Origin of the sequence: Bacillus sp. NMCN1 (genome assembly GCF_002998085.1) — a bacterium.
Lineage (GTDB): Bacteria > Bacillota > Bacilli > Bacillales > Bacillaceae > Bacillus.
Genome location: NZ_PVQL01000001.1, coordinates 1,765,413 through 1,788,696 on the forward strand (window position 1 = coordinate 1,765,413; position 23,284 = coordinate 1,788,696).

Annotated in this window: 24 protein-coding genes; 4 read left to right on the plus strand and 20 right to left on the minus strand. The window is 43.1% G+C overall.

Annotation, left to right across the window (positions count from 1 at the left end):
- Positions 1-144: 144 nt before the first annotated feature.
- From C6W21_RS09290 to C6W21_RS09335, 10 genes are all read right to left on the minus strand, one after another.
- On the minus strand, positions 145-1,221 hold the full coding sequence (locus tag C6W21_RS09290) for a bifunctional 3-deoxy-7-phosphoheptulonate synthase/chorismate mutase (protein WP_106050095.1): 1,077 nt from the start codon (positions 1,219-1,221) through the stop codon (positions 145-147).
- Between the two features lie 218 nt (positions 1,222-1,439).
- Positions 1,440-1,763: a bacillithiol system redox-active protein YtxJ gene (gene ytxJ, locus C6W21_RS09295; protein ID WP_106050096.1), complete on the minus strand. Its 324-nt coding sequence runs from the start codon at positions 1,761-1,763 to the stop codon at positions 1,440-1,442.
- A 33-nt stretch (positions 1,764-1,796) separates the two neighbouring features.
- A complete protein-coding gene (locus C6W21_RS09300; protein WP_106056161.1) occupies positions 1,797-2,267 on the minus strand; it encodes a YtxH domain-containing protein in 471 nt (156 codons plus the stop codon).
- A 26-nt stretch (positions 2,268-2,293) separates the two neighbouring features.
- Entirely contained in the window at positions 2,294-2,713 is a 420-nt protein-coding gene (locus C6W21_RS09305; protein ID WP_003217556.1) for a DUF948 domain-containing protein, read from the minus strand.
- A 223-nt stretch (positions 2,714-2,936) separates the two neighbouring features.
- Positions 2,937-4,235, minus strand: coding sequence for a UDP-N-acetylmuramate--L-alanine ligase (murC, locus tag C6W21_RS09310; protein ID WP_106050098.1), 1,299 nt, complete (start codon positions 4,233-4,235; stop codon positions 2,937-2,939).
- Positions 4,236-4,538: 303 nt separating this feature from the next.
- On the minus strand, positions 4,539-7,286 hold the full coding sequence (locus C6W21_RS09315; RefSeq protein WP_106056163.1) for a DNA translocase FtsK: 2,748 nt from the start codon (positions 7,284-7,286) through the stop codon (positions 4,539-4,541).
- Between the two features lie 196 nt (positions 7,287-7,482).
- Positions 7,483-8,088, minus strand: coding sequence for a YtpR family tRNA-binding protein (ytpR, locus tag C6W21_RS09320; RefSeq protein ID WP_034665498.1), 606 nt, complete (start codon positions 8,086-8,088; stop codon positions 7,483-7,485).
- A gap of 16 nt (positions 8,089-8,104) precedes the next feature.
- Positions 8,105-8,917 carry a DUF1444 domain-containing protein gene (locus C6W21_RS09325; RefSeq protein ID WP_106050100.1) on the minus strand — a complete coding sequence of 271 codons (813 nt, stop codon included), beginning with the start codon at positions 8,915-8,917 and terminating at the stop codon, positions 8,105-8,107.
- Positions 8,918-8,936: 19 nt separating this feature from the next.
- Positions 8,937-9,257, minus strand: a complete 321-nt coding sequence (locus tag C6W21_RS09330; protein WP_003217665.1) for a thioredoxin family protein — start codon at positions 9,255-9,257, stop codon at positions 8,937-8,939.
- The gene (locus tag C6W21_RS09335) at positions 9,244-10,272 is read right to left on the minus strand and encodes a PTS sugar transporter subunit IIC (RefSeq protein WP_106050101.1); all 1,029 of its coding nucleotides are present in this window, start codon (positions 10,270-10,272) and stop codon (positions 9,244-9,246) included. The genes C6W21_RS09330 and C6W21_RS09335 overlap by 14 nt, the downstream gene beginning before the upstream one ends.
- Before the next feature lie 200 nt (positions 10,273-10,472).
- Here C6W21_RS09335 and C6W21_RS09340 point away from each other — a divergent pair, with 200 nt between their 5' ends.
- A complete protein-coding gene (locus tag C6W21_RS09340; RefSeq protein ID WP_106050102.1) occupies positions 10,473-10,919 on the plus strand; it encodes a YtoQ family protein in 447 nt (148 codons plus the stop codon).
- A gap of 117 nt (positions 10,920-11,036) precedes the next feature.
- Here the strand turns inward: C6W21_RS09340 and C6W21_RS09345 are convergent, their stop codons facing one another.
- On the minus strand, positions 11,037-12,110 hold the full coding sequence (locus C6W21_RS09345; protein ID WP_106050103.1) for a M42 family metallopeptidase: 1,074 nt from the start codon (positions 12,108-12,110) through the stop codon (positions 11,037-11,039).
- A gap of 199 nt (positions 12,111-12,309) precedes the next feature.
- On the opposite strand from C6W21_RS09345, the gene C6W21_RS09350 reads away from it, so the two are divergent.
- On the plus strand, positions 12,310-12,624 hold the full coding sequence (locus C6W21_RS09350; protein ID WP_003217759.1) for a PepSY domain-containing protein: 315 nt from the start codon (positions 12,310-12,312) through the stop codon (positions 12,622-12,624).
- Positions 12,625-12,667: 43 nt separating this feature from the next.
- Here C6W21_RS09350 and C6W21_RS09355 read toward each other — a convergent pair whose 3' ends face one another.
- The 3 genes from C6W21_RS09355 to trmB all read right to left on the minus strand — a co-directional run bounded on the left by C6W21_RS09355 (position 12,668) and on the right by trmB (position 16,042).
- Positions 12,668-14,365 (minus strand): NAD-dependent malic enzyme, encoded by a 1,698-nt coding sequence (locus tag C6W21_RS09355; RefSeq protein WP_106056165.1) that lies wholly within the window; start codon positions 14,363-14,365, stop codon positions 12,668-12,670.
- A gap of 72 nt (positions 14,366-14,437) precedes the next feature.
- Positions 14,438-15,286 (minus strand): YtnP family quorum-quenching lactonase, encoded by an 849-nt coding sequence (locus C6W21_RS09360; protein WP_106056167.1) that lies wholly within the window; start codon positions 15,284-15,286, stop codon positions 14,438-14,440.
- 114 nt (positions 15,287-15,400) lie between these two features.
- Positions 15,401-16,042 carry a tRNA (guanosine(46)-N7)-methyltransferase TrmB gene (gene trmB, locus C6W21_RS09365; RefSeq protein WP_106050106.1) on the minus strand — a complete coding sequence of 214 codons (642 nt, stop codon included), beginning with the start codon at positions 16,040-16,042 and terminating at the stop codon, positions 15,401-15,403.
- 188 nt (positions 16,043-16,230) lie between these two features.
- Here trmB and C6W21_RS09370 point away from each other — a divergent pair, with 188 nt between their 5' ends.
- Positions 16,231-16,506: a YtzH-like family protein gene (locus tag C6W21_RS09370; protein WP_024424867.1), complete on the plus strand. Its 276-nt coding sequence runs from the start codon at positions 16,231-16,233 to the stop codon at positions 16,504-16,506.
- Here C6W21_RS09370 and C6W21_RS09375 read toward each other — a convergent pair.
- The 4 genes from C6W21_RS09375 to thpR form a co-directional block, all read right to left on the minus strand.
- The gene (locus C6W21_RS09375; protein WP_189318160.1) at positions 16,503-17,303 is read right to left on the minus strand and encodes a phosphotransferase family protein; all 801 of its coding nucleotides are present in this window, start codon (positions 17,301-17,303) and stop codon (positions 16,503-16,505) included. The genes C6W21_RS09370 and C6W21_RS09375 overlap by 4 nt on opposite strands.
- 285 nt (positions 17,304-17,588) lie before the next feature.
- Positions 17,589-18,518 carry a YegS/Rv2252/BmrU family lipid kinase gene (locus tag C6W21_RS09380; protein ID WP_106050108.1) on the minus strand — a complete coding sequence of 310 codons (930 nt, stop codon included), beginning with the start codon at positions 18,516-18,518 and terminating at the stop codon, positions 17,589-17,591.
- 48 nt (positions 18,519-18,566) lie between these two features.
- Positions 18,567-19,502 carry a hypothetical protein gene (locus C6W21_RS09385; RefSeq protein ID WP_106050109.1) on the minus strand — a complete coding sequence of 312 codons (936 nt, stop codon included), beginning with the start codon at positions 19,500-19,502 and terminating at the stop codon, positions 18,567-18,569.
- Positions 19,503-19,527: 25 nt separating this feature from the next.
- Entirely contained in the window at positions 19,528-20,079 is a 552-nt protein-coding gene (gene thpR / locus C6W21_RS09390; protein WP_106050110.1) for an RNA 2',3'-cyclic phosphodiesterase, read from the minus strand.
- A gap of 94 nt (positions 20,080-20,173) precedes the next feature.
- On the opposite strand from thpR, the gene cysK reads away from it, so the two are divergent.
- Positions 20,174-21,103: a cysteine synthase A gene (gene cysK, locus C6W21_RS09395; protein WP_411266018.1), complete on the plus strand. Its 930-nt coding sequence runs from the start codon at positions 20,174-20,176 to the stop codon at positions 21,101-21,103.
- Positions 21,104-21,151: 48 nt separating this feature from the next.
- Here cysK and C6W21_RS09400 read toward each other — a convergent pair whose 3' ends face one another.
- On the minus strand, positions 21,152-21,778 hold the full coding sequence (locus C6W21_RS09400; protein WP_106056171.1) for a Type 1 glutamine amidotransferase-like domain-containing protein: 627 nt from the start codon (positions 21,776-21,778) through the stop codon (positions 21,152-21,154).
- A gap of 23 nt (positions 21,779-21,801) precedes the next feature.
- On the minus strand, positions 21,802-23,202 hold the full coding sequence (pepV, locus tag C6W21_RS09405) for a dipeptidase PepV (RefSeq protein WP_106056173.1): 1,401 nt from the start codon (positions 23,200-23,202) through the stop codon (positions 21,802-21,804).
- Positions 23,203-23,284 lie beyond the last annotated feature (82 nt).

Consider the following 23,284-nt stretch of genomic DNA (forward strand, 5'->3'; position numbering starts at 1 on the left):
CGAATTTTAAAAATGAAAACATTGTGAACAAACACTTTTGAGGCTTGCAATGTGTTTTCTTCCTTTCATTCCCAATCTCCATCATATTTTCTCCATAGAAAAACCGCCGGGCAGTCATCCGGCGGCTTTCTATCTATGATTTGATTACGCGTGAATGTTGACAAGTGGTCTTAACGCATCTAACCATTTTTCGAATTGAGGAATGTCCATTTGCTGCGCTGAGTCAGATAGAGCAACAGATGGATCCGGATGCACTTCTGCCATGACACCGTCTGCTCCAATCGCAAGAGCTGCTTTCGCTGTTGGAAGGAGAAGATCTCTACGTCCAGTTGAGTGCGTCACATCAACAAAGACTGGTAAATGTGTCTCTTGTTTCAAGATTGGCACAGCAGAGATATCTAGTGTATTTCTTGTCGCTGTTTCGTATGTGCGGATACCGCGCTCGCAAAGGATGATTTGGTCATTTCCTTGGGCGATGATGTATTCAGCTGCATTGATGAATTCTGAAATTGTCGCTGCAAGACCACGCTTTAAAAGAACTGGTTTCTTCACAGATCCGGCTGCTTTTAATAGCTCAAAGTTTTGCATGTTTCGTGCACCAATTTGGATGACATCGATATGCTCTATCGCTTCTTCAATATGAGCAGGATTGACGATTTCACTAATGACAGCAAGACCGTATTCATCCGCTACACGCTTTAGAATTTTAAGACCGTCTACACCAAGTCCTTGGAAATCGTATGGACTTGTGCGAGGTTTAAATGCACCTCCGCGAAGTAGTTTTAGTCCTTGCTGTTTCGCTGCTGCCGCAACTTCTGCAACTTGCTCGTAGCTTTCAACAGCACATGGTCCAACGATGAAGCGCTGTTTCCCATCACCGATCGCTTCTCCATTGATGTTCACGATTGTATTTTCCGATTTTTTCTTACGAGAAACAAGAAGTGCTTTACTGTGGTCATCTTCTTGAAGCTCTAGACCTGCTTTGAAAATCTCTTTGAAAATATGCTGAATCGTTGAGTTTTCGAATGGTCCATCATTTTCTTCAAGAATTTGGTTTAGCATTGTGCGCTCTCTGACAGGATCATAACGGTTGACACCTTGCGCTTCTTTCGCCTTTCCAATTTCTTTTACAATGTTTCCTCTTTCATTGATCAGTTTTAAAATTTGAAGATTTAATTCATCTGCCTGCTGTCTCAATTGTTCTAGTTCATTGTTGCTCATTTTTGTCATCCTTTCCTCTGCCTGCTCTCGCTTTTTATGATTTCATTCTTTCATGATAGGGTTTATTATAAACAAAGATTTCGGAATTGTCACGAAAATTTTCTTTATTACCCAAACGCTTTTAAGCGATAAAGTATTATGTGTAAGATTATAGCATACTTCTGATTGAAGTAAACCTTTTTTTATAAAAAAAACGTCAGCAATTGCTGACGTCTCTTCTATAGATTATGTTCAAGCGCTTCTTTTGTAATGCTTGAGTGAGATGCATGCCATTTTACTTTTCCACCGCTAAAGACGAGTGCCTGAGGACTTTCATGCTTTACACCCGACTTTTCAGTCACATAGGATGAAAGCTCTCTTGTGTTTTGAATTTGCAAGAAATAAGTAGGCACATCTTTATGTGCAGAAGCAAATGCTTCAAACTCTTGAAAAGCCGCTTGGCTGATCGGACATGTCAAACTGTGCTTAAAAAAGACAAACGTCCCATCTTGATTCGTTAGTTGATCAAACTGTTCTTCTGTTTCAATGAGTTGTTTTGACATGATGTTCTCCTTCTTCACTCCGAGCAGTGAGATTTAGCCTTTAGTCGATTGTTCTACCTTTTCTTTGACATCTTTGATGCCGTCTTCAATTTCTGATTTCGCTTCTTGTGCTCGTACTTTTGCTTCGTCTGCTACATCTGATGCTTCACTTGCTAGGTCAGCTGCCGCATATTCTGCTTCACTTTTCACATGATTAGCTTTTCCAGCTGCACGCTCTTTTATGTCTTTCACTTTGTCTAAAATCTGGTTTGACTGTTCTGCCACCAGTTGAGACAATTCAGACGTTTTATCTTTCGCAATCGTCACATATTCAGTGCCTCTTTCTTTTGCATCTGTTGTGAGTCGATCTGTTTTTTCTTTTAAAACATTCGCTTGGGTGTTCAAATCATCGCGAAGCTCTTTCCCTGACTTCGGTGCTAAAAATAAGGCTGTTGTTGCACCAACAATTCCACCAATAAGTGTTCCGATCAAAAAGTCTTTGCTATTGATTCCGTCTTTGCTCATGATTATTCCTCCTATGCGAATATGGTTTATTTTTGGTGTTTACGCTGTTTCCATTTTTTATAAATTTCAAGTGCTGCGTTACTCCAGCTTACCACATCCGTGACTTTTTCTTGATTGCGTTCAACGGATGAAGAAACCGCTCCAGCTGCCTGCTTTATGCTTGTATTAAATTGGTTGATCGAGCCGCCAATTCCCTGCACCGCATCCACAACTGTGTTGAGTTTTGCCGATTTGTCTTGAATATCTTCAGCAAGCTGATTCGTCTTATGTAGCAACTGTGTCGTCTCTGTGGTGATCCCTTGCATCTGACCTTCAAGACCTTCTAAAGTTGATGCAACATTCTTTAATGTCAGCTGTAAGGATTTTAATGTTTTGGACAAATAGATGACAAGAATGAGGAAAGCAATTGCGATCAGTGCAACGCTTAGATATAGAATAATAATCATCTGATACCTCCTTTGCTGCGGGCATATGCTATTTATTACCCTCTCGTTGTATCATTCAAACATCGCCTAGAATGACCGATTGAATAATAATTCTACACTTATTCGCTGATTCCTGTCCACAGTGAACGAAAAAAAGCGGCAGATGTTGACACATTTAGCCCCTTTGTCACATTTTATTCAAAATAAAAAGTGCCGATCAAAACGGCACTTTTCGTTTAAGCATTTATACTGCGACTTTCTCATAAGCACGCAGATATTTTTGAATGTCTCCTGCTCCCATAAAGATTAGAATCCCATCTTCGTGCGCTTTCAGCACAGATGTATCTTCTTCCGCAATCAATTGGGCCTGCGGGATTTTTTCTCGTAAATCTTCGATACTCAGCTTCCCAATGTTTTCACGGGCTGAACCGAAAATATCGCATAGGTATACATAGTCTGCTTTTTTCAGACTGTCAGCAAATTCACTTAAGAATTGCTGTGTACGTGTGAAGGTATGCGGCTGGAAGACAGCGACAATATCACGGTCTGGATATTTTTGACGTGCTGCTTCAATTGTGACTTCAATCTCCGTTGGGTGATGGGCATAGTCGTCAATTAAGACCTGCTCACCGACTGCTTTTTCATTAAAGCGGCGTTTCACACCGCCAAATGTCGTTAGTGCGCCTTTGATGAGCTCTACATCAATGGCTTCATAGTGGCATAATGCAATCACAGCTAACGAATTGAGGACATTATGATTTCCGTAGGCAGGAATGTAGAAGGTATCATAAAACGTATTGCGTACAAATACATCAAATGTAGTGCCTTCCGTGTTTTTCACAACATTGCGTGCTTGGAAATCATTTTCTTCATTAAAACCGTAGTACACAACAGGTACCTTCGCTTGAATCTTGGGCAGATGTTCATCATCACCGCAAGCGATAATAGCTTTTTTCACTTGAAGCGCCATGTTTTGAAACGCATCAAACACGTCGTCAATGTCCGAGAAATAATCAGGATGATCAAAATCAATATTGGTCATAATCGCATAGTCTGGGTGATAGCTGAGGAAGTGTCTGCGGTATTCGCATGCTTCAAATACAAAATACTCGCTGTTTTCTTTCCCCATACCAGATCCATCACCGATTAAGTATGAAGTTGGTTTCGCTGATTGCATCACATGGGCAAGCAGTCCTGTTGTCGACGTTTTACCATGAGCACCAGTAATCGCAACGTTTGTGAATGAATCCATGTATTCTCCAAGGAATTTATGGTAACGAATGACAGGAATCCCTTCAGAAAGGGCACGTTCAATTTCAGGGTGTGTATCAGGAAATGCATTACCTGCAATCACGGTCATCCCTGGCTGAATATTATCTGGGTCAAATGGAAGAATTTTAATATTTCGTTCTTCTAATGCTTTTTGTGTAAAGATATGTTTTTCGATATCCGATCCTTGGACAGTATACCCAGTATCATGAAGAATTTGGGCCAGTGGACTCATACCTGTCCCTTTTATTCCAACAAAATGATAAACAGTCATAATTGTACCTCCAACAAACGTCTATCTGACTTACAGTATATGACGCTCATTTCAATTTGCAACTTGTGATTTTCGCCTCTATCGGCTCACAGATCGCAGCTCCAAATAAAGATTTTTTTCCGATCTTCCTATTCTAATCAATATTAACTATGATTAGTATCCGACAACTTTCCTATTTCTAACACCTGCTTTCGCTCATTTTACATAAAAAAGCGTTCTGACAGGCATACGAAAAGCGTCCAATTACAAAATTGCACCTATTTGCTATCATACCATGTTTATAAAAAAAATGAAGTGGTTTGTTTAGATCAGCTGTTCTAAGTCACTCAGTGTCATGAGGACTTCCCTTGGCTTACTGCCTTTTGCACCAGAGATCATGCCCTCGCGTTCCATCATGTCGATTAATCTGGCTGCACGATTGTAGCCAATTCTGAATCTTCGCTGCAAACTCGATGTACTAGCACTATTCTGCTCAATCGCAAAACGGCAGGCATCCATAAACAATTCGTCTTCATCAGTGATCGCAGAGCCTTGGAGCATTAATTCCTCCTGTTCGAAAAGGAACACTGGCTTACGCTGTTTTCTTACATGTGCCACTACTTGATCGATCTCGCGGTCTGATACAAAGTTCCCTTGTAGTCTGGTCGGCTTGCCGGAGCCATTTTCTAAGAAAAGCATGTCTCCTTTTCCGAGAAGCTTTTCTGCACCTGCCATGTCAATGATCGTTCTAGAATCTACCTGACTTGAGACAGAGAAAGCAATTCTTGTTGGGATATTGGCTTTAATGAGACCTGTGATGACATCAACAGAAGGTCTTTGTGTCGCAATCAATAAATGAATGCCGCATGCTCTTGCTTTTTGTGCGATTCGGCAAATGCTTTCTTCGACTTCATTTGGTGCGACCATCATTAAATCAGCGAGCTCATCGATCACAACGACAAGATAAGGCAGTTTTTCTCCCATTTGTTTTTCTTTGACAAGCTCATTGAATCGTTTAATTTCTCTCACGCCAGAGTGCGCAAACAGTTCGTAGCGTCTTTCCATTTCATCCACTACCCATTTCAGAGCCGCTGTCGCTGTCTTAGCATCGGTGATGACAGGACTCACGAGATGCGGAATGTGATTATATGGCGCTAATTCAACCATTTTAGGGTCAATTAAGAGCATTTTCACTTCATCTGGTGACGCTTTAAACATTAAGCTCACTAAAATGGTATTGATGCAGACACTTTTTCCTGACCCTGTTGCTCCGGCAATTAAGCCATGCGGCATTTTTTGCAGATCCACGACAACAGGCTGTCCTGAGATATCTAATCCGAGTGCTGCTGTTAAAGGAGATGGATTGTCTCTAAACGCACTGCTTCTGATCATCTCTCGTAAGAATACCATTTTACTGTGAAGGTTCGGCACTTCGATCCCGATCGTGTTCTTTCCTGGAATCGGTGCTTCGATTCGAATATCCTTTGCGGACAAACTGAGTTTAATATCATCTGACAGGTTCGTGATTTTGTTCACTTTGACACCTGGTTCTGGATGTACTTCAAACCTCGTCACAGAAGGGCCCTGCGTGACATGAACCACACTTGCTCTGACATTGAAATTTTTCAGCGTGGCATTGAGCAGATCTGCCCGCTCTTTCACCCATGTCCCGTCCTCTTCTTTTTGAGCTGGAGGTACGTCTAAAAGGGCGAGACTTGGAAAAACATACCCTTGTGCATCTGCTGCTTTCTTTTGCCCTTGCACGCGCTGATCACTTTTTAACATCATGACGTTAAAAGGAACCGTGGAGGTTTGTCCGCTTGTACGTTGCGGCTGCGGAGCTGCTTGTTCCGGTTTTTCTTCCATCACTTCATGCACTTGTTCTTGCTTTTCTTGCTGCTCTATGACAGGTTCTGCTGGTCCAGTAGGGGTCTCATCGTCTGCTACTTGTTCTATTGGCACCACTTGATCTTCTACTATTCCAGCTTCTTCTAACAACTGATCTACTTGCAGATCATACTCGGCAACTGGCTCGGCTTCTTCCAATGCTGCCGCTGGCACTTCTTCTTGATGGGCTTCTATGGAATCAGCTTCTATTTCCGCGACCGGTTCTGCTGGGATGTCTTCTGTTACCTCTACTGCTTCTGCCGGAATGTCTACTTCTTCCATTTCAATTGCTGGATGCGTGTCTTCCGGTGTTTCGAATGTCAACGGTTCTATTTCCTTAGTATGATCTACAAACTGTTCTACCGGCTCGTCTGGTATTTCTTCGTATTCACTGGAAACATCCTGTTTCAGCTCAGACTCTACCGGCGGTTCTTGATTTTTGGCTGGCTGATTATGTAAGTCAGCTTCAATATGGTCTTGAGGCTCAGAAAAAGCTGGCTCTTTTTGTTCTATTTGACTAAAAGGCTCGTCATTTAAACGCTCCATCGTCGATTGAACGTGATCCTGATAAGCGAGTTCCTCTTGCAAAGTAAGCGGGGTCACGTCTGTTTGCATGTCCACTCTTTCTTCTGCTGGGGCTGAAACCGTTTCTTCCATACGATTTTCTTTCCGTATTGACGGAATGTTCATTTGCTGTCTGACATTTCGTTCACGTTCTGCCTCTTCTGATAACAAGGTGACACGCTGCGCTGTTTCTGCTGCTTTCTTTTGAACAGGAGATGATTCTTCTTTCGCTTCTGTTCGTTTTGGACGCATATCCTGATGATAACCATAGATCGGTGATGGAATTTGCTCTGTTTTGAATGGCTTTTTATTGATATCAGGTTGCACCGTTTGTTTTGGCTCATAGGTCGTCTGCTTGGCCTTCGGCTTGCTTGGCTTTGCGCGTCTTCTCTCCTGCTTCACTCCGTCACGCAGAGGTTCATCTGGAACGAGCGGAAAACGGAAGTTGCCTTTCGGATATTCATAATAGACTTTTGTATCTTCGATTTTTTTATATTCTTTATGCTGTTCAAAAACTGGCTGCGCTCGTGCAGCTGGACCTTCCTCAGGTCTCACAGCTTTTTCTTCTTTCTTTTCTTCTCCTAAAAATACATTAAAAAATTTATCTAACCAACTCATCATTTATCACTCACTTTAACTCCCCTTACGTTTTCTTGGGCGATTTTTAGTATACCATTGCTTTTTCATGCAGAAAAGCGAGAAAAGTGCCGCTCTTTGCTATTTGTGCTGTCTGTAGATGAAAAAAAGTCACTAAGTACGTACTTAGTGACTTTAGGTATAACACATTCTTCGCTCCTATGTGCCCGTTTATGGGAGGTTATGCTTTAAAGGGTTCGCCAGCTTGATGGCTTCCCTCTAGAACAAGAATCCCTTTTTCAGCAGGTGCGTCTGGAAGATCTAGTTCTTTTGCTGAACAAATCATTCCGCTTGATGGAACACCTCTTAGCTCAGCATCTTTGATGACCAAACCGCTTGGCATCACTGCCCCAACCTTTGCAACCACGACATATTGCCCTTGATCAACGTTTGGTGCACCGCACACGATTTGTAATGTTTCATCGCCTACATCTACTTGGCAAATGTTTAATTTATCTGCATTCGGGTGCTTTTCTTTTTCCTTTACATAACCGACAACAAATTTTGGTGATAGATCTACAGTCAACGTTTCACTGACACCATTGCGGTTTAATATTTCGTTGATATCTTGAACAAGTGTTTCAGAAAGCGGTACAGATCCGTTTTCTTCAATTTTCATGTAAGTGGATGCGTTGAAGATATTAAAACCTGTTGTTTCTTTTGTTTCTTGATTGAAGATTCTTACGACATCTCCAAATGTCTCATGACCTACTTCTTCTCTCGTCACATCTTTCAATGAAATAAGGAGTGTGTCGCCTACACCTTCTGCATTATAAAAAACGTTCATTCTTCAAAATTCCCTTCTACTGCTGTTTTGGTCTGCTTTTAGCAAGAATAAAGATCGGTTCAAGCTTGCCCTCATCATATAAAAATGACAATGCGGTAATCGGAACCGTGCCGCTGGCGAAGAAGCTCATCGACATCTGTCCTAAAATATCATAGCCTGATTCATTGCGAACATCTGCAATGATGAATACATCTTGATGGGGTACAGAAATGGCCATCTGTCCTTCTATTTTCTGGGCGTATTCTTGTAAAATCGATTCATTTAAAAGTCTGCTGGCATCATATCCGTCATTCGCACGGAAGAAATAAAACCGATTGCCTGCGACTTCATCCATTTTCACCACAGTTTCAAGTGAGCGGACATTGAAGCTTGCAGTTTCTCTGATTCGCTCTTTTGTCCAGTTTTCCTTTTGAAGCATCTTTTCATCAATTAATCTGTAGGTGCTTCCAAGGTCAAGTGCATAGTAGATTCTCGTTTCAGCTGTATGGTCATCAAAAACGAGCGGAATGCCATCACTTGATGTCTCAGGAAAGGAAGTGGATCGAATGACCGGATAAATTTGCTTTTCTTTTCCTGAGATGTGCTGCGCTTCGCCTTTCATGGCACTTAGCGCCTCTTTCACATAATAAACGATCTCATCCAATGTTTCATCAGGCTTTACTTCCCACTTTGCAATGATTGGCGGGAGCTCTAGTGTGATCCCTTTACCTGTTTGTTTATCTTCAATACGAAGCGTATCTTTTTCTCGGTCAAACTGGTGTGACCAGCTGTCATTTGTCAGACGGCTTTTGAGTTCGTTCGCAAGCTGTCTTGATGTCATTTTTGCCATGATTTAGACTCTCCTTTCATTATTTAGAAAGAGAATCTGTTAAAAATGCTTCAATCTCTTCCTTCGTTTTACGATCCTTGCTGACAAAGCGGTTAATTTCTTGTCCATTTTTAAAAACTAAAAAGCTTGGAATGCCGTAAATTTCCCACTCTGCGCAAGTGTCAATAAATTGATCTCTATCCACATAGAAGTACTCAAATTCTGGGTAGTTTGCTTCAAGCTCTGGCAAGAATGGTTCGATAAAGGTGCAGTCCGGGCACCAGTCAGCTGAAAATAGCAATACTGTTAAGTCTTCTTGAATCACTTTTTGTAATTCTTCGTTTGATTCAATTTTTTTCATGTTTCATTCCTCCATTTTGTATGGTTAAATCTCCGAATTGTATATAGCCTTTCTTTCTCATCCATTCTGATACTATCAAACTAATCACTGCCGGGCCAACGATATGCAAAAGAGCGATCGCCAGAAAAACGGATGGATGGAACCCCATAACGGTCAGTGTCATGAGCTGTCCAACGAGGCCGCTCGTCCCCATTCCTGCCCCTGCCGCGTTATTGACCATCCCAAAGCCTATAATACCAATTGGCGCGAGAATGAGGCCCGCAATCGTCGGCGGGATAAGGATAAGGGGATTTTTCACAATGTTCGGCAGCTGCAATTTTGACGTGCCAATGCCGACAGCAGCAAGACCGCCAAAACGATTTTCTCTAAAGCCTGCAGCGGCAAAGCCGACCATTTGAGCGCAGCAGCCAATCGTTGCAGCACCAGCCGCTGTGCCGCTTAAGTCAAGCATGAGCGCAAGCGCAGCACTTGAAATCGGTGAGCTGAGGGCAAGTCCAACAATGGTCGCTACTAGCATGCCCATGATGAGCGGACTTTGATCTGTCCCCCACATGATGAGTCTGCCAAGCCCTGTCATCATGGCTTCAATCCCAGGGCCGATCAAAGCGGCGGTGAAAAAGCCAGTGATGATGGTGACAAGCGGCGTCAAAATAATATCAATTTTTGTCTCGCCAGTGACCAGCTTGCCGAGTTCCACACCAATTAATGCTGCGACAAAGCTTCCAGCAGGTCCACCAAGCTCTGCTCCTGCAGCACCTGAGACAACACTTGCAAAAATGATCAAAGGAGATGCATGTAACCGGTACGCAACGGCTACACCGATCGCTGGTCCCATGAGCCCCATCGCGAGTGTTCCCATTTTGATGATGAGCGGAAGTGATAACAGACCGCCTGCTGTTTTTAAAATCAGACCTACTACTAATGTAGCAAATAGACCTAAAGCCATATAAGAGAGTGCATCAATGAAGTACACTTTTGGCGAAAGGGAGATCCCCTTTCTTTTCAAATAAGTCATCAACGTCGTCTTCCTGCTTTCTCATAGGAAAGACGAAGAGGCCTGTCCTTCCCATTATATGTAGTATTCTTACGATGAAAAATAGTCTCTACCATGAATATCATAATCATATTTTTTTTGCTTTATCAAGCACTTCTTGTGTAACATGAAAAGAAACATGGCAAACCTTTACTAAGTTTGTACAAAAGGAGGAGATCGTTATGCAATTAACCGTCTATTTAGCAGGAGAAATTCATAGCCAGTGGCGTGATGAAATCAAGGAGAAAAGCCAATCGTTGAAACTGCCGGTGACGTTTGTTGGTCCAATGGAGAATCATGACCGCTCCGATCACATTGGTGAGGACATTTTAGGTGAGCAGCCGAACGCCATTTTCAAAGATGATGCTGCTTCTGATTTAAACAATTTCCGTACTGAGATCTTATTAAACAGGTCAGACGTCGTCATTGCCCGCTTTGGCGAGAAATATAAACAGTGGAATACGGCAATGGATGCATCTGCTGCCATCGCAAAAGGAAAACCTCTCATTTTGATCCGCCCAAAAGAACTGCACCATCCGTTAAAGGAACTATCAAACAAAGCGAATATCACTGTGGAAACCGTGAACCAAGCGATCAAGGCGTTATCCTACGTATTTGAACAGCAATAAAAAAAGGCTGAGTTGCAGCCTCTTTTCGGAAACTTGCAGATCTGGTTATGACCGAGGTTTTGTCTACATACACAATGAAGGCTGCTCTCATGAATGAGGCAGCCTTTTCTATTACATTTACACCTGTTGATAAATAGAATCCACTGTACTTTGATCACAGTTTTTCACAAGGCGGACAATTAATTCTTTTGCCGCTGCGTAGTCATCCACATGCAATACTGAATGACTTGTATGAATGTAGCGAGCGCACACCCCAATGACAGCAGAAGGCACGCCTTGGTTTGACATATGTACACGTCCAGCGTCCGTACCACCCGGTGATACGAAGTATTGGTATGGTATACTGTTTGACTCAGCAGTATCGAGCACAAAGTCTCTCATGCCGCGGTGCGTAATCATGGTTCGATCAAAAATACGCAGAAGTGCACCTTTTCCAAGCTGGCCGAATTGGGTTTTGTCACCTGTCACATCGTTTGCAGGACTTGCATCTAAAGCAAAGAACAGATCCGGCTGAATCATATTGGCAGCTACTTCAGCCCCTCTAAGCCCTACTTCTTCCTGAACGGTTGCACCTGAATACAGCTGACATGAAAGAGGTTCGTCTTTTATTTCTTTTAATAACTCAATCGCAAGTCCGCAGCCATAGCGGTTATCCCAGGCCTTCGCTAAAATCTTTTTTGGATTCGCCATTGGGGTAAAGACTGTTGCAGGCACGATTTGCTGTCCTGGGCGAATGCCAAGCTCTTTTGCCTCTTCTTCACTGTCTGCACCAATATCAATCAGCATGTCTGATGGCTTCACAGGCTTGCTTTTTTGTTCTGGCGTGAGAAGATGAGGCGGTGTACTAGAGACGACACCAGGAATTGGCCCGTGATCGGTATGAACGTCCACACGCTGTGCCAGCATGACTTGACTCCACCAACCGCCGAGTGTTTGAAAGCGTATCATCCCATTTTTTGTAATGGATGAAACCATGAATCCCACTTCATCCATATGCCCAGCCACCATAATTTTAGGTGCGTTCTCCGGTCCCTTGCGTACGCCAAACACACCGCCAAGACGATCCTGAATGAGTTCATCAGAATATTTCTCAAGTTCCTTTTTCATAAAAGCACGCACATGGTGCTCATTACCTGAAGTACCTTGTAACTCTGTTAAATTTCGGAAAAGCGACAATGTTTCTTCATTCATTCTACGATTTACCTCGTTTCTATGTAATGACCATATATATTCCTATAAAAATAACACTCACTTTATACTATAAGAATTCTTTCGGTTTTCCAAGTATCTCTCCAGAAATTTTGAATATGCTTTCAAGTATTCGGAATCCTTAACATCAATGGACAAGTTTTGTATAATGAAAAAAACAGCAATACGGAGGTGCAGCACGTTGAAGTTAAAACATGTTCTGATTGGTGCGAGTATTGGCGTAGCCGCTGCAATTGTTGCAAAGAAAGTATTTTTCCCTACGTATATCTCGTCTGAAAAAGCATTAAAAATTGTGAAATCTGCTTTTAAACAGCGCGGCCCGATTGATGGCTCTTGGATTTATACTGTACCAGAACCGTATACCGTAAATGGTGAAACGATTGATGTGTACAAATCTGGCATTACTCGCTCAGCCTTTGGCGAGCTTGAACAGTACGAAGTCATGATTGATGCCAAAACAGGCATGATCGTTGATGTCATTGATTCTGTTGCTTGATAAAGAAAGCTTCGCAAAGGCGTGTCCTTGCGAAGCTTCTTTTTTATATGGCTTTGATTTTTTTGTACACAGGATGCCACATGGCGTCCTGCACAGCCTGAATGAGATCCTCAGGCGTTTCTTCTGCAATCCCTTCATCGATCGCTGCTTGCGCCACACGGACAGCCACTGTCGCTGAAACAGTTCGAAGCTGATCCACACTTGGCAGCATCGCTGCACCCGGCTTTCCGACATTGACCATGCTGGCAATCGCTTCAGCACTCGCAACAAACATGCTGTCTGTCATGAGGCGGGCTTTAGACACAATCGTTCCAAGACCAAGCCCAGGGAAAACAAGAGCATTATTTGCCTGCCCAATTTCATATGTCACGCCGCCATATTCGACAGGGTCAAACGGGCTTCCCGTTGTCACAAGGGCGCGTCCTTCAGTCCACTCGATGAGATCTTCAGGCTTTGCTTCTGAAAGAGGTGTCGGGTTCGACATCGGTAAAATGGCTGGGCGCTCCACGTGTGACGCCATTTCTTTCACAATTTCCTCTGTAAATGCTCCTCCTACTGTCGAGGTGCCAATTAAGATGGTTGGTTTTGCCTGTTTGACGACCTCTAATAAATCAATGGAATGCTTAGGACCGTTACGGGCATAATCCTTTACTTCGTCAGAACGTCTTGCATATGGCTTTTGAAATGGCTGAATGTCAGGCGAATCATCTGTAAGCAATCCTGATTTATCAATACACCAGAAATGATCATATGATTCCTCTTCTTTGACTCCGTCTCTTACGATGGCATCACGGATCTGCTCCGCTATGCCAATACCTGCCGTACCCGCTCCGAAAATGACGATTCGATGATCTTTCAGCGGAACCTTCGAAGCTTTTGCACATGCCAGAACCGCAGCAAGTGAAACAGCTCCAGTACCTTGAATGTCATCATTAAATGTACAAATACGCTCCTTATATTTTTCCAATATGGCACGGGCATTTTTCGTCCCAAAGTCTTCCCAGTGAAGGAGTGCATTTGGAAAGGTTGCGCGGGCAAGCTCTACATATTGATCAATAAACTGATCATACCGCTCTCCTCGAACGCGAGAATGCTGATTACCAACATAAAGCGGATCATTTAAGAGACTTTCCTGGTTCGTCCCGGCATCAAGCACAACGGCCAGCACGCGGCTAGGATCAATGCCTGCTGCGGCTGTATAAACAGCAAGTTTCCCGACTGAAATGGCAATACCGCCAACACCCCAGTCTCCAATACCTAAAATGCCTTCTGCATCTGTCGCTACGATTAAGTCAATTGATTCATCAACACCGTAAGAGGCAAAAATCTCTTCCATGCCTTCCAAATCATCAATCGATAAATAAAGCCCCCTTGGCTTTCGATACTCGTGGCTATAACGCTGAATGGCTGTTCCAACGGTCGGCGTGTAGACAATCGGCAGCATCTCCGCCAAGTGCTCATTGAGTAATTTGTAAAAAAGCACTTCGTTTCTGTCATGAAGTGATGTTAAATACACATTTTTTCCTAGTTCATCCGGCTGTGCCTTGAACTGCTCATATGCACGCTTTGCCTGATCCTCTAATGTTAAAACCTTAGGCGGAAGAAATCCCTTTAAACCAAGCTCTTCCCGCTCTTCCTTAGTAAATGCAACCCCTTTGTTTAAATAAGGGACGGACATGACTTCCATCCCTCTTAATGGTGTTTCAATGACATCACCATGTACACGATAAAATTGGTTCACCGCACTCTTCCTTTCACAAGTTCATTTTGTCGTTATTTTGTGTGAAAGGCGAAAAAACATGCAGATGATCTTTTATCTTCCTGTTTCTCTTTTAACTTCATGTGTGATGTGCCCGTCTTCATCCCACTTTACAGCGCGGTAAACCGCATCATGATAAAACAAGTACCACGCATTTTTTTCTTCTGCAAATGCCTGCCATTTTTGCTTAGCTGGAATCGAAGTCATTGGGTAATCATCATAAGCCAAGACCCATAATGGATTTTTATGAGCGTGTGTTGGCATGATATCAGCCAAATGAATCGCTGTTTCGCCCTGACTTGTGAGCGTTAAGATGCTATGGCCATTGCTATGACCGCCTGTATGATGCAGCCAAATGCCTTCTATTACTTCGATTCTTTCTTCAAATGGCACCACTTGGTCTGCTATAGGCTCCCAGTTTTCTTTCCAATATGTATTTCTTGAACGGATGTTAGGCGCCCTCATTTCATCCCATTCGATGTTGGATGTGATGATTTTTGCCTGCGGAAAAACAGACACGAGCTCTTCTCCCTCTCGTTTTGTCAGCCCGCTGGCATGATCGAAGTGAAGGTGTGTCATTAAAACGTAATCAATATCAGCTGGTTGCAGGCCGAGTGCCGCTAGCGATTGTTCCAATTTCGTCTCTTCTGTTACGCCGTAATTGCGTTTTTGTTTATCTGTCAGCTTCCCTGATCCGATGCCGGAATCCACTAGTAAATGAAGACCATTCCACCGAATGAGGATTGGATCACACCGCAGTTCAATTTGATTACGATCGTTCACCGGGTATTTTTTTGACCATAACGGCTTTGGCACCACGCCGAACATCGCACCGCCGTCCATGTGTGTATCTCCCCCGTTTAACCAGAACAGTTCCATGTCACCTATTTTCATTGTCTCCATTGCTGTCATCCCTCCTTTTTCTATCGTAGCAAATACAGCTAAAAATCGCATGCATCAATCTTTTCAAGAAAAAAGCTGACTGCAATTTTTTTGCAGCCAGCTTGATGTCACATGTTATTCTGGAAATTTCACTTCTGATCGATAGATGGGTTGTCCCATAGACGAGAATTTCTCTTCGTATTCAGTCATCACATTTCCTTCAAAGCCGTCCTTATGTAAATCTAGACTGACATACGTTAAAAGAAGGCCATACGCAGAAAAACTCTTTAAGGAATATTCAAATAACCCGCGGTTATCTGTTTTGAAATGCAATTCACCGCCTGGACGGAGAATCTGTTCATATTGCTCTAAAAAGGCCTTAAACGTCAATCTGCGCTTTTCATGTCTTGCTTTTGGCCACGGATCAGAAAAATTCAAATACACCCGGTCAACCTCATTTTCCGCAAACACATCTGTCAATGTTTCAGCATTGATGTTCAAAAGCTTTACATTTTCTACATCTGTCTCTTTGATTTTATCTACTGCTGTCACAATGACACTTTTAAATAATTCAATGCCAATATAGTTGATATCAGGATGAAGCTTGCCCATTCCAGCGATAAAACTCCCTTTTCCTGTCCCAACTTCGATATGGATTGGATGATCATTTCCAAACAGCTCATGCCATTTCCCTTTATATTGCTCGGGGCTTGCTAAGGCAATATGAGCATTTTCAGCTAAGTAATCATCAGCCCATGGTTTATGTCGCATTCTCAATTTGATACACCTCTATTTTCTTTACATTTTATCAAGATACCATGAAACATAAAGACCCGCAAGACAGCATCTTTATGCTCATATGAAAAAGACCAGCCCTTCGCTTGAGCTGATCTGCCGCATGTATAAATAGGGCGCTGAATGCACAGTTTAACCACATAAATGACACGCAGAAAAGGAGCATACGTATGGGATTAAACCGTCAACATCAGCTTCAATTAATCAAAGATATTTTAACTGATCACCAGTTGGATTGCTGCGGGACTGTTGCAGAATATGAACAGGTGGGACGCGTGATTCAATTAATGCTGGCAAAAGAAGACCTTGATGCCGACATTCGTCAATTATTAACAGACATTTATGATTACAGCCAAAAGGGCACTTCTGTCAGTTCAATTGATGCACATATTGAGGAGCATCAATCGCATTTGTCAGAGTGGGTCGAGAATATTCCTCTGTCTTAATGGATGTTTAACCGCTTTAAGAGTGCGCTCAGCTCCGCTTGCACTTCTTGCTGCGCTTTTTCATTTCCTTTTCTTTTATGCCACACGACAAACGATACGGTTTCAGCGAGCACGTACCAAGCCATGCGTTTTCGCAAATTGTCCGTAAGCAGGGCACCGTACATTGAGAGCCAGCTTTCCCAGTTCTCTTCTTCAACATAATGGTATAAAAGTGGTCCAAGATCAATGGCTGGGTCAGCAATCATTGCCCCATCCCAATCGATCAAGTAAAGCTGGTTTTCATCTGTCAGCAGCCAATTATTATGATTGAGGTCACAGTGACACACGACCTTGTCCTCAAATTGAACTGCCTCCACATGCTTTTCTAAGTACTGGATGGCACGTGTGATGTCTTGTGAATCGATTTGCTCTTTTAATATGGACTGTTTTAAATGCTTTAGAATGGATTCCGGGTCTAGAGAGTGCTTCTCTAATCTTTTCAGCATATCTAGCAATTCTTTAGATGTATGAATTTTTCTTAGCTGCTCTGCTACAGGACGGTCATTCATGTCCTTTGGCTTCAGTTCTCTGCCGCTCAGCCAGTGCTGCGCAGTGATGACATCCCCATTTTCCATCCGTTTTGTCCAGACAAGCTTCGGCACAATGCCTTCAGCTGACAAAACCGCAAGAAACGGTGACGTATTGCGTTTTAAAAATAGCTTTTGGTCATTGTGTGTTGCGAAGTACGCATCTCCTGTAGCGCCTCCAGCAGGAGAGATGTGCCATTCGCTACCTAATATTTGTCCCAACCAGTTCATATCAATTTTCAACCCATCATTTCTTAAAATATTTTAAATCGTGCTTTTTTAGTCGACAAAATTCAGCCGATTGAAGATCAATTGGCTGTTTCTTTTTTTATTTATATGATCATAAAAACAAAAAGGACAGCTATTGAGAATGAGATGCTAAACAATAGCCGTCCTATAGATTTTATCGTTACCTTCTTATACTCGTCAAGCAAAACTAGAAAATCAGGACAAGAACCTTATGAAAAGGAAGCCTTTTTTCATGGTTCTTTGACTAGGGCATTCACGAGAAGTGATTTAAGCACGTAATTTTAAGGAGTGTTCACTCACCTTCACAAAAACAGGCGTTGCGCCGATCACTTCTCCATCTGCATGAAATAAGATTTTTCCGTCTGCCTCCAAGTACGCTTCCTCGTGCTGATACAGGGTAACGCCCTTCATTCCAAGGTGCTTTTGAAACACCATCGCACTTAGAAACAAGAGCACTTTAAATGGATTCAAATCTGTGACAACGAGCGTTTGAAAGCCTGGCTGCCTCGCGCTCACTTCCGGCGCTGCTTCCAGCCCGCCTCCGTAATAGGGGTGATTGCATACAATCACAAACCACACTTGGCGAAAGACCTTCTTCTCATTTTCAATAAACAGCGCAAGGTCAAACGGCTTAAAGGACCATAAAGAATGGAGAAATGACAGTGGGTAGATGATAAACCCAAGCCCCAGCCGTTTCAGCCACTTTTTCCCTCTGAAATGCACCGTTTTCCTTAGCACATGCGCATCAAACCCGGCACCGATGTGATTGAGAAAGAGAACGGATTGCGGGCTTTCTGCATGATCTTGAAAGGAGCCGAGAGAAAATGTTTTGGTGAGCATTCTCTTTTGCTTTCTCACTTCTTTTAGGACATCTTGACGATGGATGCCGAGGCCCTTCGCCGCATCATTCCAATGACCGGCGGGGACAAAGCTTAGCTGCACATGGTCGATTTCCTTTAAGCCATTCAGGACTTCATGAATGGTGCCGTCACCGCCAATGACAATCAGGCGCTTCAGCCTGTCATCTTGCATGGCGCTAATTTGTCTCGCCAATACTTCTGCATGGCCTTCATGCTGAGTGAGAAACGATCGATAAGAGATCTCCACCTTTTGTAATTCTTTCTCTATGCTCCTCCATGTACGGAGTCCTTTTCCATGTCCTGCTGCTGGATTAACGATAAAGTACCATTCATTCATATATTAGCTCCACTCAGGTCTCATTTTTCGTGACCTTCCATTATGCCTTTAATCGAGCCATTCCTGCCTTCTTTTGCTGTCTGATTCACCATAAGCAAGCAATGCCTTTGTCGCCTTAAATTGCTGATGCTTTGTCGGCACGGTATTTTTACGCTGCTTTTCAAACCACTCTTCCGCCTTCTTCTTATCGACAACCTCCATCCCGTATGGAACTTCCGGTAAGTCAATATAAGAGGTTCTGCTGATCAGAATTTTTTTCACAGGAAGATGGGCACCGCTTTGCTGTAAGATTTTTGACACGACGTTGCCAGAGCGCAGAAGGCTTGCGCAAGGATTCAAAACGGACTGAACAGCTTTCCCATTCGCCCGCTTCTCCCAAAAACGTTCCTTCGTTCCGATATAGACGCTGTCAGGCTCTGCCTCTAAGAAGGATAAACAAATCACTTCCAGCGGCGTAATGAGGACTGAACATAATTCCATCTCTGCTTTTTGAATGAGCAGCACCGGCTTGTACATCACAAAATATGAATCCGGAAGCTGCCTAGCAAGCATACGCAGCTTTTCATCATACCGAATATGATGGGAGACGGTTGAAATGTGGGAAATCGTCGAGCTCGCCCATTTTAATTGAACATCGTATAGATGATCCTTAAAAAAATGAATGAGCTTCGTTCCATCGGTAGGTACGTTTGTAAAGACACCTTGCTCTATATCTGTCGGCTCGTTAAAAAGACTCAGGTCCCGTTCCTTCTTCATATCGGCTTCTTTTTGCTTTCTCTTTAAGGAGAATTTCTTTCTCTTTTCCTCCTCTTGTTCAGGCGCTTGTTCAGAGATTTGGTCAAATGAATGCTGCGCCTCCTGTTTTGAAGCTTTTTTTAACTCGTCCCACCTTTGCTTTTTCAATCGGATGAATTGATTGATGTAGTGATGCGGGTCTTGTTCATATCGTGATATATAATCTTGAATTTTGATAATTTGCGCCATCTGCTGCTCACTCCAACTTTTAGAATCATTTATGTAGTGCAAATTGTTTGATTGCGTGATAACGCGGGGTTTCTCTCGGACGTATTTCAAATAGAGTTATACAAGAAACCTCTATCACGTATGGCTCTTTGCGTAAAGGCGCTTGTTCTGCAAAAGAGTGATCCGCGTTCCATTTGCGCGCAATCGTCATATGCGGATGAAACGGTCTCTTTTCAACAGGATGTCCTGCTGACAATACTGCTTCTTTCACCTTTTCTCTTAATTGCATGAGCGGTTCACATTCGTTAGGTTTTGCAAAAAAGACTCTCGGGCGCTCCTTCGTGCCAAAGTGTCCTACCTCATTCAGCTCTAGTGAAAATGCAGCGGCTTCATTTGAAAGGATCTCAAGCAGCTCGATGATTCTCTTTAAACGCTCATCTGGAATGGCACCTAAAAAGATTAGGGTCACATGATAATCATCTGGTGCTGTCCATTTTTGAAAGGACAGTCCGCTTCTTAGATCAATGTCTTTTTTGATTTGATGCGCAAGTTGTTCAGGGATGTGAATCCCAATAAAATAATGACGGTTTTCTGACACAATATCACCTGTCCTTTTTTAACAAACTTTACGAATCCCCATTGATGATAGTATAACTAAAGAAATGCGGAATGAGAAGAAAGGGTGTTACATGATGAAGGTTGCACAAAATATAGCTGAGCTGATTGGCGATACACCACTTGTTAAATTACAGCGGCTTCAGCCAGACAATGCGGCAGCTGTTTATTTAAAGCTGGAATCATTTAATCCTAGCGGCAGTGTGAAGGACCGCGCTGCTTACAATATGATCGTCGAGGCTGAAAGGCAAGGAAAGCTTACAAAAGGAGCGACCATGATTGAACCAACAAGTGGGAATACAGGCATTGGTTTAGCCATGAACGCAGCAGCAAGAGGCTATAAAGCCATCCTTGTCATGCCAGATACGATGACAAAGGAAAGAATCAATATTTTGAAGGCTTACGGGGCCCAGGTCGTTTTAACCCCAGGAGAAGAAAAAATGCCAGGCTGTATTCGCAAGGCAGAGGAACTGGCGTCTCAAATTCCTCATAGCTTTATCCCGATGCAATTTGATAATGGGGCGAACCCAGATGCACATAGAGGCACAACAGCCGTTGAAATCATGGAAGCTGTCAAACAACTTGGAAAGCCCCTTGGAGCCTTTGTCGCAACAGCAGGAACTGGCGGAACCATTACAGGCACTGGAGAGGAATTAAAGAAGGCTTTCCCTCATTTGACCATACGTGTGGCAGAGCCGAAGGGGTCTCCAGTCTTATCTGGCGGGAAACCTGGCAAACATAAACTTGTTGGCACATGCCCAGGATTTATTCCCCATATTTTAAACGAGCATGTCTATGATGAGATCGTGCAAGTAAGCGATGAAGATGCGTACACTATCACACGCCAGCTTGCCCGGCTTGAAGGAATTTTAGTTGGCCCATCCTCTGGCGCAGCCTGCTATGCAGCCATTGAAACAGCCAAACAATTGCCGGCAGATCAAATCGTGATCTGTATGACAGCAGATACAGGCGAACGATACTTATCAAGTGATGTTTTTCAAGATTAAAAAAGGAACAGGGCATTGAATCCCTGTTCCTTTTTCTTCGTTTCTCGATTAGGACGATTTGACAGCCTTCACCTCAGCATGCTCCCCTGTGATGAGTAAAGCCTGTTCATCAGTAAGCGGGCATAAATCGAGCGTCTGCTCATACTGCTCCATGATTTGCTGCGCAGCCTCGCCTAAATAGGTATTGTACATATGCGGTACCGGATAGTAGCTTATCTCATTAAATCCTTGACATGATGAAAGTTCTGCAGCCTTCTGCCGATCATCCATCAGGGAGATATATTCAATGCTTGGTGCCATGATGATACTCCCTGCGGATTCGCCAATGTACAGCTTGCCTTTATTGATTTCTTCTTTCAGCACGTCATCGAGATGATGCTTTCTTAATTCCTGCAGCAAATAGAAAGTGTTGCCTCCTGATACGTATATCACATCATTTTGTTCCATCATCTTTGTGATTTCTCCGGCAGACTGCTCAGCTATCTGAACAGTCTCTAGCTGCATACCTAGTTGATGAAAGGCTTCTTTCGCTGCCTCCACATAGTGCGTGACTTCTTCCACAGCACTGGCTGTTGGAAAAAATGTCACGCGTTTTCCTTTTAATGATTCACCCGTAAAGTCAGATAAGAGAGAATAGCTGTCTTTGAATGAAGAGCATAAGAACATTTTTTTCACTGTGAATCCCCTCTTCTCTTTTTCTATTTTGCTAATTCATACATGGCTTGTGCATATAGAGCAGTTGCTCTTAGTAAGTCATCGATTTCGATATATTCATCCTTCTGATGTGCGCAATCTGGTCTGCCAGGGAATAGAGGGCCAAAAGCGACTCCCGCTTCTAAAGATCTCGCATACGTTCCTCCACCAATGGCAATCAGATTAGCTGGATCTCCGGTTTGTTCCTCATATACCCGCTGCAATGTTTTCACAAGCGGATGATCTTTTGAGACGTGATGCGGAGGGCTGTCGTCAAATTTCAGAAGGGTAGCCCCTTTGATGCCTTCGATCCCTTTTTTAACGTCCTTGCCGTCTGCTGTCACTGGATAGCGAACATTTAATCCTAGCTTCGCTTCCTCAAGATGTGTATAGCGGATCGTTCCAACATTTAAAGTCAAATCTCCGCTAATGTCATCTTTGCAAGCAATCCCCAGCTTTTGCCCTCTTGTATCCTGATCAAATAAAGCGTTGATTTGGGAGGTAAAAGCAAGCCCGTCTTCATCTAATTCTTGTCCACATAAGAAATTTGCCATATGAATGCCCGCATTAATGCCATGCGCCGGCTCCATGGCATGAACTGATTCACCTTTTAATATGAAATGCTGTCCATCCACTGCATTCTTTACCTCACCTGATAATTGATTGTCAGCAAGATAAGCTTCAAAAGCTGTTTTTAATGATTCAGCATCGTGATCCTGTGCAGCGGTCACAGTGGCAGCTGCCTCATCCGGCACCATATTCAGCCGCATACCCGATGTGAATTGCTTGAGCGTATAGCGCTGATAATTGTCTGTATGTTGATATGTAAATGACACAATGGCATCAATGATCCCTTTTTCAGCATGAATAATCGGAAAATCGGCATCTGGCGCAAATCCAATCTGCGGCATCGCCTCATGCTTGAAATAATGGTCTACACAGCGCCAATCACTCTCTTCATCAGTTCCAATGATTATTCGAATCTTTTTTGACAGCTTCATCCCCATATCTTTTAACATCTTCAATGCGTAGAAAGCCGCCATGGTTGGACCTTTGTCATCAATGGCTCCTCGTGCAAATATTTTATTTTCTCTTATGTCCGCTGAAAATGGCGGGGTTGTCCAGCCGTCACCAGCAGGCACAACGTCCACATGGCATAGTACACCTACAATGTCTTCGCCTTCTCCATATTCAATATGACCTGCATAGCCATCCACATTCTTGACTGTGAATCCTTCGTCTTCCCCTTTTTTCAGCATATACTGAAGGGCCTGATCGACTTTTTCACCAAATGGCTTTCCTTCTTTTCCACCTTCTTCATCAAGGACACTCTCAATTTGCAAAAAAGATTGTGTGTCCTTAATTAAGTCGTCTTTTTTTCGTATCACTTCAGCTTCCCAATTCATTTTTCCATTCCTCCTTGAAAAAAGGTTGCAATCCACCCTTAAAACGAATATTATATTAATTGTTTTGTAATAATGTTCGTAA